This window comes from Dyella sp., assembly GCF_036746095.1.
Taxonomy (GTDB): Bacteria; Pseudomonadota; Gammaproteobacteria; order Xanthomonadales; family Rhodanobacteraceae; genus Dyella_B.
Map to the genome: position 1 here is coordinate 1 of NZ_DAIOEU010000012.1, position 15,531 is coordinate 15,531.

The following is a 15,531-nucleotide window of genomic DNA, read 5'->3' on the forward strand; positions in this document are numbered from 1 at the left end:
TCGCATGATCGAATTTCCCCGGACAGCAGTGCGCTTTCGCGGGAATGACGGCCATGGGGTGCGCGATACCTCAATGGCAGCCGGCAAAAAAAAGCCACCCAAGCGGGTGGCTTTTTCATGATCGCTACAGGGCAAGCCGATCAGTTCTTGGTGGCGTTGGCCGCTTCGGCTTCCTCGCGCACAGCCAGGCGCTGACCCACGCGATCGATGTTCATCAGCGACAGCAGGTGGGCATAGATCCAGCCCAGTGTGCCATCGGTGAGGAAGCGGTGCGTGGTTTCGGCGTCGAGCTTGCGCAGCTTTTCCTCGCTGACCACGTACAGGCCGTTGAGGTTGATCACGTTGCCGTTGCGCTCCAGCCGGATGTTGCGCGGCTCAAGCAGGTCGTACTTGCGCAGGTCTTCCATCAGCTGCTTGGTACGCGCAACGTGCTGCTGGAATTCGCCCAGGAAGGTCACGGCGTTCTTCAGCATGTCGCTCTCGCTGCCGTCTTCCTTGAACAGACGCTCGCCTTCGGCGCTGTTGAAACCTTCGTAGGCTTCATCGAGGAACACGGTGAAGTCGTCGCCTTCGGCGCCCGGCGGCTTTTCGGCCAGCACGAACGGATAGCGGCGCACGAAAGCCGGGATGTACACGTTCGGGACCCACTGACCGTCTGCATCGAGATACAGGTTCTCGTTCTGGCGCAGGCCCAGCAGGGCCATCGGGCCGGCGTTGGCCTCGTCGGGGCCGGCGAACAGGATCGGGATGTCACGGGCGGTGATGGGGAATTCCGTACAGGTCAGCGGCACGGAGTGCACGTTGTGCGCGAACTTGAGGTTTTGCAGCCCCTTGATGCGCAGATCCTTGTGTACGGTGCGGTTGAGCGGAACAGGACGCTCGTAGAAAAGTACTTCAGCCACGTTACTTACCTCTGCCCCGCCGTGCCGGGGTCGCCACCCACGGCTCCCCCTCCCAAGCCCGGCGTCGGGACTACGGATGAACAGCCACTATATCAGCGCGGGATTTCCGGGGCGAGTTGGCACTTTGACCCGCGTTTCCGTCAGCGCCCCTCTACCCATTGCATGTGTTTTGCAATCAACTTGGTCTATGCTCGGGAAAAACCGAGCGCCATTGCATAGAAAGACGCTCTTTCGCTTAGACGTGAAGGACGAAACGCATGCTTATGGAAGTGCCACACAGGGCCGACCTCAATTCGACCCGGGTACTGTCACTGGATGCTGCGGGCCGGATCCTCGACTGGATCAGCTGGCAGGACGCGGTATGCCTTTATGTGCGAGACGCCGTCGCCTGGACCCTGGGCGACCCCTGCCTCACCGTGCACGGCGGCCATAACCGGCACTTGGGCGCGCAAAGCCGCATCGAACTGCACCCGATCGTCGCCAGCCGCGGCCACTGCCACGACCACGCGATCGACCCCGCGCCCGCCTTGACCAACGTCGCCCTGTTCAGCCGCGACCGCTACCTGTGCATGTATTGCGGCGTCCGCTTCTCTCGCGGCGAGCTGACCCGCGACCACGTGCTGCCGATTTCCAAGCGCGGCCGCGACGAATGGGAAAACGTGGTCAGCGCCTGCCTGGCCTGCAACTTGAAGAAGGGCAACCGCACGCCGCAGGAAGCGAACATGCCGCTGCTCGCAGTGCCCTACCGGCCGAGCTGGGTGGAGCATTTGATCCTCTCCAACCGCAACATCCTGGCGGACCAGATGGAATTTCTGGTGAGCCACCTGCCGCGGCATCGGCGTGAGGCGTTGGCGTAGCGTCCGCCTCGCCGTGGCGCCATAGCGATCCACGCCTTTCTGCAAGCCTCAGAAAAGCCGGCAAGAGAGCGCACAATAGACGGATGATCGATCTTTCCCGCTTTCCCCGCCTCGCGTCCATCCAGTCCCCTGCCGACCTGCGCCGCTTCGCCGATGAACAACTCCCTGCCATCGCCGACGAACTGCGCGGTTACCTGATCGAAGCCGTCGCCAGCTCCGGCGGCCATTTCGGTGCCGGCCTGGGCGTGGTAGAGCTGACGGTGGCTTTGCATTACGTCTTCGACACGCCGCACGACCGGTTGATCTGGGACGTTGGCCACCAGTGCTATCCCCACAAGATCCTCACCGGCCGGCGCGATCGCATCACCACCATCAAGAAAAAAGGCGGCCTGGCACCGTTTCCGCGCCGCGAGGAAAGCGAGTACGACGCCTTCGGCGTGGGCCATTCCTCCACCTCGATTTCTGCCGCGCTCGGCATGGCCATCGCCGCACAGCACAAAGGCGAAACGCGCAAATTCGTCGCCGTGATCGGCGATGGCGCAATGACCGCCGGCATGGCGTTCGAAGCCCTCGACCATGCCGGCGATCTCAGCGCGGATCTGCTGGTGGTGCTCAACGACAACGGCATGTCGATCAGCGAAAACGTCGGCGGTCTCGCCAAACGCCTGGAAAAACGCGACGACAGCGTGGCCGTGCCGAGCACGATGTTCGAGGAACTGGGCTTCCACTACACCGGCCCTATCGACGGCCACGACGTGTCGAAACTGCTGGAAGTGCTGCGCACGCTGAAAGACGCCAAAGGCCCGCAATTGCTGCACGTGATCACCACCAAGGGCAAAGGCTACGCACCCGCGGAGCAGGCGCAGATCGAATATCACGCGGTAAACCCGTTCGATCCGCAGGCCGGCGTGATGAAGAAAGCGGGCCCCGGCAAACTTACCTACAGCGACGTGTTCGGCGAGTGGCTATGCGATATGGCCGCCGCCGATGCGCGCCTGTTCGGCATCACGCCCGCCATGCGCGAAGGCTCGGGATTGGTGCGTTTTTCCCAGGCATATCCCGACCGGTACCTCGACGTTGCGATCGCCGAGCCGCATGCGGTGACGCTCGCCGCCGGCCTGGCCTGCGAAGGCGCCAAGCCGGTGGTGGCGATCTATTCCACCTTTTTGCAGCGTGCCTACGACCAGGCGATTCACGACGTGGCGCTGCAGAACCTGGATGTCACTTTCGCCATCGACCGCGCCGGTGTGGTCGGCCCGGATGGCGCCACGCATGCGGGCAGCTTCGATCTGAGCTTCCTGCGCTGCCTGCCGAACATGCTGATCATGGCGCCCGCCGATGAGGACGAGTGCCGGCTCATGCTGAATACCGGCTTCCAGCACCCCGGCCCGGCGGCGATCCGTTATCCGCGCGGCAGCGGCACCGGTGTGCCGGTCCGCAAGACACTGGATACGTTGACCATCGGCAAGGCGGAGGTGCGCCGCCGCGGCCGCCGGCTGGCGATGCTGGCCTTCGGCGCGATGCTCGCGCCCGCCAGCGACATCGCCGCCGAAATCGATGCCACCCTGGTCAACATGCGCTTCGTGAAGCCGCTGGACGAAACGCTGCTGGTGGAGTTGGCCAACGGCCATGACGCCTTCATCACCCTCGAGGACAACGCCATCGCCGGCGGTGCGGGCTCGGCGGTAGCCGAATGCCTCGCTGCACACGGCTTGGCCCTGCCGATGCTCCACCTGGGGCTGCCGGACAGGTACCTGGAACACGGCAGCCGCGAGGAGGTATTGAGCGAGGCCGGCCTGGATTTGCCGGGCATTCGCGAGGCCATCAAGGGGCGCTTTCCCCAAGCCGTCGCGCTAAACCTGGCAAGTGCCTGACGTGCCGGGATGAAACCCCGGCCTACGCTCTGCAAGCGTGCTTTGCCATAACGATGGCAGGGATTCGACGCCGCCGTCACCCTCAAGCCAGTTGTGTAGTTACCACCGCCTAAGGGAAACCTGCGCGTTATGCACTATCCTTAACGTTTTTCATACACGGCTTGAGGAGTCCCAGGCTCGTGACAGAGTTCATCGTCCGCCTCGTCCAATTCTGCCGGCGCTACGCCATTGCCGTAGTGCTGGTTTTCTTCGCGCTGGCCGGTGTCAGCGTCTGGGTCGCCGCCGGGCGGCTGGGCGTGGATACCGATACCGACAACCTCTTTGCCAAGACGCTGCCGTGGCGTCAGCACGCCATGGCGTTCGACAAGGAGTTTCCGCAGTTCAACAACGTGCTGGCGGTGGTGGTGCGCGGCGATACGCCGGAGGAGTCCGACGAAACCGCCGCCGCGTTGGCCAAGGCGTTGAGCGCGGACAAGAAACACTTCATCGACGTGAGCCGGCCGGATGCCGACCCCTTCTTCCGCCAAGAAGGCCTGCTGCTGCTCGGTCCGGATGAATTGAGCAAGATGCTCGATTCGCTGATGAATGCCCAACCGCTGCTGGGCCCACTGGCCGCCGATCCGTCGGCGCGCGGCTTGTTGAACGGCGTGTCGCTGATGGCCGCGGGCGTGCGCATCCAGCATGCCGACCTTTCCCCGTACAAACCCGCGCTGGACCAGCTGACCCGGGTGCTCGACAACGCCGCCGATGGCCATCCCACGCCGCTGTCGTGGCAAGGCCTGCTTGGTTCGGACGTGACGCAGCAGCCGCAGAACGCGACCTTCGTGCTTACCCATCCGGTGCTGGAAGACGGTTCACTGCAACCGGGCCTGGCCGCGACGCAAGCGCTGGAACGCATCGCCAAAGACTTGCCGGATGTGAAAGCCGGCCGCGTGCGCGTCGACTACACCGGCTCGGTCGCACTGGCCGACGTGCAGTTCGGTGCGTTGACCAAGGGCATCGTCGCCAGCACCGTGATCAGCCTGCTGCTGCTGGCGCTGTGGCTGTATCTGGCCATGCATTCGTTCCGCCGCATCGTGCCGATCCTGATCACGCTGCTGGTGGGTTTTGCACTCACCACCGGCTTTGCCGCCATCGCGGTAGGAACGTTGAACGTGATCTCGGTGGCGTTCGCGGTGTTGTTCGTGGGCTTGGCGGTGGACTTCGGCATCCAGTTCGCGGTGCGCCTGCGCGAACAGCGCATGCTGCTCGATGACATCGACAAGGCCCTGGCCGCAGGCGCGCGCGTATCCGGCAACCAGATCGCCGTGGCTGCCGCCGCTACCGCCTGTGGATTCCTCGCCTTCTCCCCCACCAGTTTCGTCGGCGTGGCCGAACTGGGCACCATCGCAGGCGTGGGCATGGGCATTGCGCTGGTGTGCACGCTTACCCTGCTGCCGGCCTTGCTGAGCCTGGCCAAGCCCTTGCGCCAGAACAAGGAACTGTCGCTGCCGTTCGGACCAAAACTCGACTCGTTCCTGCATTGCTACTACAAGCCGGTATTGTTCGTGTTCGCCGCACTCGGCATCGCCGGCTTGATCGCCGGCATACGCATGCCGTTCGACGCCAATCCGCTCAACACGCAGGATCCCAATTCCGAACCGATGCGCACGCTGCGCAGCCTGGCCGACAACCCGGTCACCAACCCGTTCAACATCAACATCATGGTGCCCAACCTGGACACCGCGCGCACGCTGACGGACAGGCTGTCCAAGCTGCCGGAAGTGTCCCAGGTAATCTCGGGAGCAACGTTCGTACCGGCTGATCAGGAGGCCTCGCTGGCCCAGCTCAACCAGGCGCAGGTGTTGATGCTGCCGTCGCTGGATGTCGATCCGTCCGCCCCGCCGGTTACGCCGCAAGCATTGCGCTCGGCGATCAGCGACACGCTGGATGCCATCAACGATGCCAAATCGGAAATGACGGCGGATTCACCGCTGCACAGCGTCGACGCCGCCTTGCAGAAGCTGAGCAAGGCGCCCGATGACCGGCTGATGATGATGAACGAAGCGATCAGCCGCTTCCTGCCGAAGCAATTGAACAGCCTGCGCGATGCGCTGAATGCGCAGGGCGTGACGCTGCAATCGCTACCCGAATCGATCAAGCGCGATTGGTTCAGCCCGAATGGCCAGGTGCGCATCCAGGTATCGCCCACCGTCAACGAAGAAGACACGGACGGCCTGCGCAAATTCGTCGAAGCCGTGCAACGCGTCGCGCCCGAAGCCGGCGGCCCCGCCGTCACCACCATCGCTTCGGCCGACACCATCATGCGCGCGTTCAAGCAAGCGGCGGCACTGGCGATTGTCGCGATCGCCATTGTGCTGATGCTGGTGATCCGCCGCCTCAAGGACGCCGGCATTGTGCTCCTGACGCTGGGCATGTCCGCGCTGATTACCGCATTGCTTGCGGGCGCAATGGGCATGGCCGTGAATTACGCCAACATCATTGCGCTGCCGCTGCTGCTGGGCGTGGGCGTGTCGTTCAACGTGTACTTCGTAATGAACTGGCGCGCAGGAATGCGGCGATTCGTGAGTTCCGCTTCGGCGCGTGCCGTGCTGTTCTCGGCGCTTACCACCGGTACCGCGTTTGGGTCCTTGGCGCTATCGCATGACTTGGGCATGGCCAGCATGGGACGCATGTTGCTGGTAAGCCTGGTGGCGGTGTTGCTGGCGACGTTTATCTTCTTGCCGGCATTGCTGTATGCGATCAAGCCGCCGAAGGAAATCAGCGGCACGGGGCATTAGCTAAATACGTCGCGTCAGTGAGGCTTTGTCGCTAAAACGGCACATTGAACGCCATCCCTACCGTCCGCGGCGTCGACATCTGCACCAGCATCGGCCCACCGACCGTAGCCAGGAAATTCACCGCCTCATCGTTCAACGTACCAATTGGCACCTGTCGATTCGTCACGTTGCGTACGTAGAAATCCACATTGGCGCCGCCGCGCAAGTTCACGCCGACGTTCAGATCGAGAAACATAAAGCCCGGCAGCTTGAAATTAGGGTCGCTGCTATCGCCATCGAAACCGGCATTGCGGTGACTGGAGCCGCGCACCACCGCGCCCACGTACGCATTTGTGCCGGCAAGAGCGAACGTGTATTTGCCGCTCACCGTACCGGCCCATCGCGCCGAGTACGGCAGCTTGGCATCGGGCTGGATGCCCAATTGCGGCGCCCCGTTGTCGGTAAACGCGTCCGTGTACGCACTGGACACGCCAAGCTCCCACGGCCCCTGGGCATAGCTGCCTTGCATCTCGATGCCCTTGATGCGTGCATCGCCAGCGTTCTGGATGATCGTGTTGCCCAGGGTATAGGTGTAGAGCTGCATGTGATGCCACTCGATGTCGTAGCCATCGAAGCCGACATTCAAGTGATGGTCCCGATAACTGCCTTTGTAGCCTAGCTCGTAGCTTTCCAAATTATCGGAGCCGAACGTACTGGTGGCGTTCGGGTTGGGCACCAACAGTGTGCTTTGTAACGGTGCCTGCAGGCCGCCCGGCCGATAGCCCGTTGAGGCGCGCAAATAGAGATTGTCCCGATCGGTAGGCCGCCAGCTCAACGTGAGCAACTTGGTCACGTCCTGATTCTTGACATGTTCGCTAAAGCCGCCGGGGCTGCCGGCAAACGCCCCCTTTTCGAAGCTGGAAAGTGTTTGCGTATTGCCGCTGGCACGCGCGCCGACGGTGAGATCCAGCGTGGGGCGGATATGCCAGGTAAGGTCGCCGTAACCGGCGTATTCCTCGAATCGGGAATTTACGGCTTGCGCAATCAACGGCGTGGTACCGGGCGGCGAAACGTTATCCCCTTGCAGCATGTATTGCTCCCACACGTCTTCGCGATTCAGCCAGACACCGGACAGCCAATCGAGCGCCTGGTTCTTTGGGGACGTAAAGCGTATTTCCTGCGACGACTTGTGCACGGCGTACTGCGAATCGACATACAGCGAGCCGAGCGGCTGATTCACGCCGAACAACGGGCCTATTTCGTTCAGCAGTCCAAGAAATGAATCCGGATAGTCCTGCACGCTGTGATTGACGAAATTCTGGTAAGCGCTGATCCAATCCATCCTCGCCCAGTCGAAGTCGTAGCCGGCGTGGAAAGAGTAAAGCTGCAACGTTTGCGTAAAGGGTTCGCGATGATTGAGCGCGCGGTTGTACGGCCCGCCGGAAATCGGTTGCCCTTGCAGGTTGAAGTCGCCCATCGACAAACCATCGGCCATGATCTTCTGGGCCATGGCCGTGAGGTTCAAGCTGAGCTTGTCGATGGGATCAATTTCCAGTTGCACGCGTGCACCCTTGGTGTGCGTGCGATCGGCGCCGCCTGCCGGCGTTTCACCCACCGCGCGATAGACACCGGTAGCGTGCTGATCCACCATGGACACGCGCACTGCCGCCTTGTCCTTGATGAGCGGGAGATTGATGGAGGCATGTTCCGAATAGCTGGTGCCCCCGCGATGGGTGTTGGAAACATCCGCACCGACGTTGCCGGCGAAACCGCTGAGATCCGGCTTCACCGTCACATACTTCACCAAACCGCCCATCGAGCCCGCGCCATACAGCGTGCCCTGGGGGCCATACAGGAATTCGATGTGGTCCAGATCGAGCAACGCAGGATCGAACAGAAACGTTGCCGCTGCCGCGTACACAGTGCTTCCGCCAACCGGCACGTCATCGATATAAAGCGAGACGGTGGGGCTGGTCTGGTTACCGGTCGATACGCCACGCATCACCAGCTCGCCCTGCCCCGTGCCGCCTGCGCTGGCGAAGAACACGCCCGGCTGATACGAGACATAGTCGTTGAGATTCCTGGCCCCAAGTTGTTGCAGTGTGGCAGCTTGTACTGTGTCGACATGCATAGGCACATCGCGTTCTGGCTCCCTGCGCCGATTGGCCGTTACCATCACTTCATTCAACGTTACATGCTGATTGCCACGACCTGACGCTGGCGACGTCGTAGTGCTTGAAGATGCCGGTGACGTGTTGGTTTGCGCCACCGCCGCAGACGCAATCAGGGCGACGATCAGCCCGCGAGTGACGCGGGACAGGCAGCGCAGCGCAGGCATAAGAGCGACGATACGATTGTCCATGACAGCACATCCGGGATAAACGTTGCGTGTTTGCGCCCGAATGCACTGATGGAATCCGGGCCCCTTCAGTCGCTGCAGTCTACGCCCAGCTTCATGGCGAATCGCAAGTGCCCGCGACAGGCCTACGCCCGATGCTCACGCGATCGCGTTGTTCAAGATCATGTGCCGTTGAAAGCTCCGCGAAATCTGCATCACGAAGCAACGCGCGCACCGCACCGCCCTGGTTCCACCCATGCTCGAACAGCAACCAGCCACCCGGCACAAGATGAAGACCGGCATCACGCACGATGCGACGGATATCATCCAACCCATCGCTTCCTGACATGAGCGCGCTTATCGGCTCGAAACGCAGATCGCCTTGCTGCAGATGCGGATCTGTGGCTTCGATATAAGGAGGGTTGGAGACGATAACGTCAAAGCGGCGATCATCCAACGGCGCAAACCAGTCGCCGTGCACGAAGCTGACGTTGCCGATGTGATGGCTTCGTGCATTGCGTTGCGCTACGGCAAGCGCGTCGCTGCTTGCATCGGTTGCAATAATTTGGGCCATGGGGCGATCGCGCGCGATTGCCAAGGCGACGGCGCCAGAACCCGTGCCGAGGTCGAGTACGCGGCATGCTTTATCGGCAGGCAGACGCTCCAGCGCAAGTTCCACCAACAATTCGGTTTCCGGGCGCGGAATAAGCGTGGCAGGCGTCACTTCCAGGTCGAGTGACCAGAAGCCACGCCTGCCGATGATGTAGGCGATGGGTTCGCCCGCTTCGCGTTGTTCGATCAGCCACGCATACGCTGCGGCATGATCGGATAAAAGCAGATCATCGGCGTGTGCGATCAACCAGCTGCGTGATTTGGACAGGGCATAGGCCAGCAGCACTTCCGCATCGACTCGATCGCCGAGGCGTTGCGTGGCTTCGGCAAGTGCCTGGCGTATGCGGGTGGGGTGCAAGGGATGGTCAGGCATTCGTGCGCGATCTATGGGTCAACCAAAAACTATCCCCTGCCTTGCTTGCGGGACGATGCAAACCAGGCCCCCAGGCAACGTGAGGGAGCACATGGCTCAAGCCACGCGCCGCCGCTTCGCCGAAGCCGTCGCTGCCGTGTGTGGATCAAGCAAATCATGCGGCAGATGCTTGAACACTTCCGACAGCTGCTTCAGGAAACCACCCATCGCCGAACTCTTGCGCCACACCATCGCAATGCGCCGACTCGGCGGATGGCCGCTGAATTCCACCAGCTGCAGATTCGGCGCCGGCGCTACCGGCGGCTTCACCGCCAGCGTAGGCAACAAGGTGATACCCACATTGGCCGCCACCATCTGCCGCAACGTTTCCAGGCTGGTCGCGCGAAAACCGCTCTTCTCGCCCGCGCCGGCCATGTGGCAAACCTCCAAGGCCTGATCGCGCAGACAATGGCCATCTTCCAGCAACAGCAAACTCTGATCCGACAGATCGCTGAGCTTCAGCGACGGACGCCTGGCCAGCGGATGCGACTGCGGCACCGCCAGCAGGAACGGTTCCTCGAACAACAGCTCCGCATGCAAATTGTCATCGTGGATCGGCAAAGCGAGAACGCCAGCGTCGAGCTTGCCTTCACGCAAGCGATGCAGCACCACCTCGGTTTTCTCTTCAACCAGTAGCAATTCCAAACGCGGGAAGCGCTCGCGGACGACGGGAATCACATGCGGCAGAAGATAAGGCCCAAGCGTGGGAAAGATTCCCAGCCGCACCGTTCCCGATTCGGGATCGACCGTGCGGCGCGCGACGCTCTTTATCTGCTCGATCTCGTTCAGCACCTCGCGCGCGCGATTGGCGATATCGCGGCCGACTTCGGTAAGCAACACCTTGCGCGGCGTGCGCTCTACCAACGCCACGCCCAGTTCGTCCTCCAGTTTCTTGATCTGGGTGGAGAGCGTGGGCTGGCTGACGAAACAGGCTTCCGCCGCACGCCCGAAATGACGATGTTCGGCCAGGGAAACCAGGTAATGGAGGTCACGCAAGTTCATGGCTTATCATAGATGATGTCTATGGATTCTCATCATATAGATCAACACTGGCAATGCAAGCCTTAATCGTCCCAGGCGACTTTTTCCACAAAAAAAACCCGACATAGGGCCTCTTTTCCCTCGCTGGCATGTTCTCAGGCACTGGGCGCTCCGAACTTGGCGCGAGACGGACAAGGTACCCGCATGCATAACCTCCCTCCACAGCACATCAATCGGAGTCTGATGATGTGCCACAGTTGGGATGGTTGCGATGCGCCATTTGAAGCTCAGGTTGCCATGCGTATTTCGATAGCCATTCCCACACCGACATCGAGCTGGGCAAGCTGGAGACCCGCCACGGTTTTGTGTCAGGCATTCGTCATGATGCTCTCCCTTGCTCCGCTGCACTTTCAGTACAGGCAGCGCTGGTTGCTTGGATGGATTTCGCACGTTTAGGTCTACGACATCATCTGTCAATCACAGCACATCGATGATGGAGATCGGAGCTATTGACAATTTTGCGTCGCGTGAAGTATTCAGATTATGCCGCTGCACGCAGCAATGGCAGGAAGTCATGAAGCAAGTACAAGGATGAATATGAAAAACGATAGCTTCGCCCGATCGTTTGCAAGCATCGCCGCCCTGCTCGGTCTATCTTTCTCGATCCATACGCAGGCCAAAGAAAACACCCCTGTCTACGGCGCCGAGCTCGAGGGCTTCGACTACGCCTATCCGGTGCGCACGTTCGATTTTGCCTCGCAAGGTAAGAACGTCCACATGGCGTACCTTGACGTTCCACCCACGAGGCCCGCCGCATCCAATGGCCGTACCGTCGTGCTCATGCATGGAAAGCTGTTTTGCGCCGACACGTGGCGCGCCACCATAAAGGTGTTGACGGAAAACGGCTTCCGCGTCATCGCGCCGGACCAGATCGGTTTTTGCAAATCGACGAAACCGGACGCCTACCAGTACAGCTTCCAGCAGCTCGCCAGCAATACCCACCGATTGCTGCAAAGCCTCCACATAAAGAAGTACACCGTCATCGGCCACTCAATGGGCGGCATGCTGGCGACACGCTTTGCCCTGATGTATCCGGAATCGGTAGAACAGCTCGCGTTGATCAACCCGCTCGGCCTGGAGGACTGGAAAGCCCTCGGCGTTCCCTACGTAACCATCGATGAAATCTACCAGGAGGAGCGGAAGACAAGCGCGGAAGACATGAAGGATTATCAGCGCGCCGTTCATTACGGCGGTGAATGGCGACCGGAATTCGACCGTTGGATAACGATGCAGGCCGGCATGTACAACGGTCCGGGCGGCCAGCAAGTGGCGCGTAGTGCAGCATTGACTCACGACATGATCTTCAACCAACCGGTGGTCTACGAGTTCGATAAGTTGACCGTGCCCACTGTGCTCTTCGTTGGCCTGAAGGACAAGACCGCGTTTACCAACCATGCCTCCGCGGACGTGGTCGCCCGGCTTGCCAACTACGCCGTACTCGGCAAGACAGCCGCCGCACGCATCCCCCAATCAACCCTGGTGGAATTTGCCGATCTGGCGCACTCGCCGCATCTTCAGGATCCAGAGCGATTCCATCGATCCCTGCTGATAGCCCTCGGTGTCATGCAGGAAAGTTCGCGCGGCATTGAGAAGGTCGCTAGATAAAGGGTTTGCCCGCGGGTATTTTGCTCACCTGAAAATAAACTCGCCATGGAATGGAGTAACCGATGAAACAGCATCTTTCTATCGCCGCTTGCTGCCTGGCTCTCTCGGCCTGCGCACCGAACGCATCACCGCCGAGCACCGCGACCGACACGAAAAAATCCATCGAAATTGTGGATTTGGGGGACAACGGTGACTATCCATTTTCGGATGCCGCACGTGTCGGCAACCTGCTTTTTCTGTCCGGGGCGCTCGGCATCCCCCTTGGTGGGGACGCTCCCGTACCGGGCGGTATCGCGGCGGAAACGCGGCAAGCCATGGACAATCTCAAGCTGATCGCCGCCGCGAGCGGGTACGAGATGAAGAACATTGTGAAGTGCAGTGTATTCCTCGTGGACATGGCGGAATGGCCCGCTTTCAACGAGGTCTACAAAACCTACTTCAGCAAACCGTATCCGGCGCGCATCGCCGTGGGTGTCAAGGAACTTGCCGCGCACGCACGAGTGGAAATCGAATGCATCGCTGCGAAATAGCGCTGCGCTACGTCGTTGCGACGTTTGCACGTTTCTCGATCATACACCCATGGCTCAAGACGATTGCTTTTAGGTGGCATAACGGGAATGAAGCCAAGGTTGGACGCCAGCCGACGTCTCTCGTCACCCTCGTAGGCTTTCTCCAACAGCGGTGGTTTCGGCCGCAGCACTGATGGGCACAAATTCAACGCCGCCGACTCATCGCCCCGGCGATCGCAGCGGTCCAATTAAGTGTTGCCTTAAGTTTTGGCCGTGAATCGGGCACTCGGCCCTACCCTTTGCCACAGATGCAACATGCTTCAAAAAAAGTGGCGCGGCTCACGGCTGCGCCACTTTTTATTACACATTTGATCAGCTAAAAGCGAACGGGACTACCAGGCGTCTAAGTGATGCATAAGGGGATTTTTTCAAGAGCTGGCAATACACCGCCGATCTTGTGCTTGGCTCCTGTCATTCCGTGATCGCCTTCACCACTGCCGCATGCGCGTCCAAGAGGCCGCTGCCAATAGGCCTGTCCGGCGTAATAGGGCGCGCGCTACTTGTCAGCCACGCCTTGATTTGCGCGGGCGTAGCAATAGGAAGACCGGCGTTGTGCCGGGCACTGATCATGAGCGCCACGGTGCCTGTGACCATCGGTGCGGCAAAGGACGTACCGACATCGGGAGCTACCCTAGGCACCGCATCGTCGATAGGTCCATACGTACCCGAATTGCTTAGCAACCATGACCATTCGTAGTACATCTGGTCAGGATTTCCAATGCCGTCGCCCACAGGCGCCGCCAGCGCCACCGCCGCGCCATAGTTGGAGTATGCGGCCCGATTGAAGGAATAGTCCGAGGCAGCAACGGCAACCACCCCAGGGCAAGTAGAAGGTACGTGGTTGTTGGCAGTACCATCCACACCGTCATTGCCTGCGGAAGCAACTATAACCACGTTGCGCGCTATCGCGCGCTGGATGGCTTGGGCAAGCGCGGGCTCGGCAACTTCGCATTTCCCGCTGCGATAGTTTCCGAAACTCATATTGATCACCTGCGCCGGGTATTTGGCATCCTCGATACCATCTACGTGACCACCTGACACCCACTCGATGGCATCGGCGGCCTCAGAAGTAGCGACACCTATGTGATCCGCCGCGCGGATCGGTATCAATCGGGCGTTGTAGGCCACACCCGCCACACCGATTCCGTTATTGGTCTTGGCGTTGATGACTCCAGCGACTTTGGTGCCATGCCAACTGCTGGGCGTCCCGGAACTCTCCGGATAGCCCGGATCCCGCCCGCATTTGTCTCGATCAGGACCGTCATCTGATACAAAGTTGTAACCGTCGCAAACGAACGTGTTGTCAAGATCGGGGTTTGGAGCGATGCCTGTATCGATGACAGCTACTGTAACGCCGTCGCCGCTTGCCAAATCCCACGCTTTGTCTATGTTCGCGTTCGCAACACCTGACAGGTAAAAGTTCCATTGCCGCTGGTAGTAAGGATCGTCGGGCGCGAACGCCAAAGGCGCAATGAAGAGTGCTTTCCTGCCAGCGTCGGAGCGCAACGACGGAAAGGTCGGCTCGGCCGCACCCTCGATACGCAACTTGCGATCCGGCTCTACATAAACCACGTCAGGATTCGCCGCGATTTTTTGCATCAACGCATTGGCTTCGACCATGCCGAGCTTGCGCGAGGTTTGAACAAGTTCGGCTCCTATGCCTAACTTTCGCTTATAGGTGACAACCAGCTGCTGGAGATCTGTCGCGGATCGAGAACCCATGCGATCGACACCAGAGGCAGTTATCGCAAACTGGACATCCTTCACTACTTCCGAAGGATTGTTGCGAATACCGCTACCTTCGCGGTAGGAGATGATGAATTTGTCATAGCTGTCAGTCTCCTGACTGCTTACTGTCGATATCTTCGAGGCAGCCTGCTGCTGCATGTCGGTGGCGTGCACGGCAGGCATGATCAGAACCATGGCTGCCATCAGTGCTGTGTGACGTAAAGTGGAAAACGACTTCATACGCGCTTTTCCTTGTCATGAATTGGCTCTTGAGCCAAAGAGGCGGTTATCCCGGATTCCCCCAAACGGATTGGGCCAACGGCTCAACCCTGCTCTTTCGCGCATGCGCGAGAGAGAACCAAGCTCAGCTATTGTTTTCAGTGCCATTGCAAACGAGTGATTGGTGATGGCGCAGGCCACAGCTTCGAGCCCCGGATTGAAGAGGACTGGAATCTGTCGCTCACTGCCATCCACTGCAAGACGATGCTATGCGCACAGGCTCGTAAGGGTCAGTAATACAAGCAGGTAATTACTTGTAGTAAAAACTCCCTATCTGAGTAGGTGATGCGGAAGCGCTGCAATCCAGTGCGGCCGCCGGGATGAACTCTCGCATGAGGCGCTGCACGAAAGCTGCGATTTCATCCCACTCATTCCGATCGATGCTGCTTGGACCGGAGGCGCCTGGCGCGCGCAACGAAAGAATTACTACACGCATGCGACGCGAATGACATGACATCAAGAAGTTGGAAAGTTTAGCCAGGGATCAGAGCCCTCAGTCCGGTATGCCACCGGACTGAGGACTTGACGTTTGAGCTTATGTGGATGTTGTAGCCA

The 15,531-nt window shown here is 60.2% G+C and carries 10 protein-coding genes and 1 pseudogene; 5 read left to right on the forward strand and 6 right to left on the reverse strand.

Going from position 1 to position 15,531, the window contains the following annotated elements:
* Window positions 1-140: 140 nt before the first annotated feature.
* Window positions 141-902 carry a SapC family protein gene (locus V7M64_RS07695; protein WP_333678293.1) on the reverse strand — a complete coding sequence of 254 codons (762 nt, stop codon included), beginning with the start codon at window positions 900-902 and terminating at the stop codon, window positions 141-143.
* Window positions 903-1,159: 257 nt separating this feature from the next.
* On the opposite strand from V7M64_RS07695, the gene V7M64_RS07700 reads away from it, so the two are divergent.
* From V7M64_RS07700 to V7M64_RS07710, 3 genes are all read left to right on the forward strand, one after another.
* A complete protein-coding gene (locus tag V7M64_RS07700; protein ID WP_333678295.1) occupies window positions 1,160-1,759 on the forward strand; it encodes an HNH endonuclease in 600 nt (199 codons plus the stop codon).
* An 83-nt stretch (window positions 1,760-1,842) separates the two neighbouring features.
* Window positions 1,843-3,633: a 1-deoxy-D-xylulose-5-phosphate synthase gene (dxs, locus tag V7M64_RS07705; protein WP_333678297.1), complete on the forward strand. Its 1,791-nt coding sequence runs from the start codon at window positions 1,843-1,845 to the stop codon at window positions 3,631-3,633.
* 179 nt (window positions 3,634-3,812) lie between these two features.
* Window positions 3,813-6,413, forward strand: a complete 2,601-nt coding sequence (locus tag V7M64_RS07710; RefSeq protein ID WP_333678299.1) for an MMPL family transporter — start codon at window positions 3,813-3,815, stop codon at window positions 6,411-6,413.
* Between the two features lie 31 nt (window positions 6,414-6,444).
* Here V7M64_RS07710 and V7M64_RS07715 read toward each other — a convergent pair whose 3' ends face one another.
* From V7M64_RS07715 to oxyR, 3 genes are all read right to left on the reverse strand, one after another.
* Entirely contained in the window at window positions 6,445-8,754 is a 2,310-nt protein-coding gene (locus V7M64_RS07715) for a TonB-dependent receptor (RefSeq protein ID WP_333678301.1), read from the reverse strand.
* A 91-nt stretch (window positions 8,755-8,845) separates the two neighbouring features.
* On the reverse strand, window positions 8,846-9,715 hold the full coding sequence (gene prmC, locus V7M64_RS07720) for a peptide chain release factor N(5)-glutamine methyltransferase (protein WP_333678303.1): 870 nt from the start codon (window positions 9,713-9,715) through the stop codon (window positions 8,846-8,848).
* A 96-nt stretch (window positions 9,716-9,811) separates the two neighbouring features.
* Window positions 9,812-10,756 (reverse strand): DNA-binding transcriptional regulator OxyR, encoded by a 945-nt coding sequence (gene oxyR, locus V7M64_RS07725; protein ID WP_333678304.1) that lies wholly within the window; start codon window positions 10,754-10,756, stop codon window positions 9,812-9,814.
* Between the two features lie 576 nt (window positions 10,757-11,332).
* Here oxyR and V7M64_RS07730 point away from each other — a divergent pair.
* Both V7M64_RS07730 and V7M64_RS07735 read left to right on the forward strand, forming a co-directional pair.
* Window positions 11,333-12,400 (forward strand): alpha/beta hydrolase, encoded by a 1,068-nt coding sequence (locus tag V7M64_RS07730; RefSeq protein WP_333678306.1) that lies wholly within the window; start codon window positions 11,333-11,335, stop codon window positions 12,398-12,400.
* Window positions 12,401-12,462: 62 nt separating this feature from the next.
* Window positions 12,463-12,930: a Rid family hydrolase gene (locus V7M64_RS07735; RefSeq protein ID WP_333678308.1), complete on the forward strand. Its 468-nt coding sequence runs from the start codon at window positions 12,463-12,465 to the stop codon at window positions 12,928-12,930.
* A gap of 8 nt (window positions 12,931-12,938) precedes the next feature.
* On the opposite strand, the pseudogene V7M64_RS07740 reads toward V7M64_RS07735, so the two are convergent.
* Together V7M64_RS07740 and V7M64_RS07745 are read right to left on the reverse strand one after the other, a co-directional pair.
* Window positions 12,939-13,085: pseudogene (locus tag V7M64_RS07740) on the reverse strand (IS5/IS1182 family transposase); the annotation flags it as partial.
* A 295-nt stretch (window positions 13,086-13,380) separates the two neighbouring features.
* On the reverse strand, window positions 13,381-14,937 hold the full coding sequence (locus V7M64_RS07745; protein WP_333678310.1) for a S8 family serine peptidase: 1,557 nt from the start codon (window positions 14,935-14,937) through the stop codon (window positions 13,381-13,383).
* Between the last annotated feature and the right edge of the window lie 594 nt (window positions 14,938-15,531).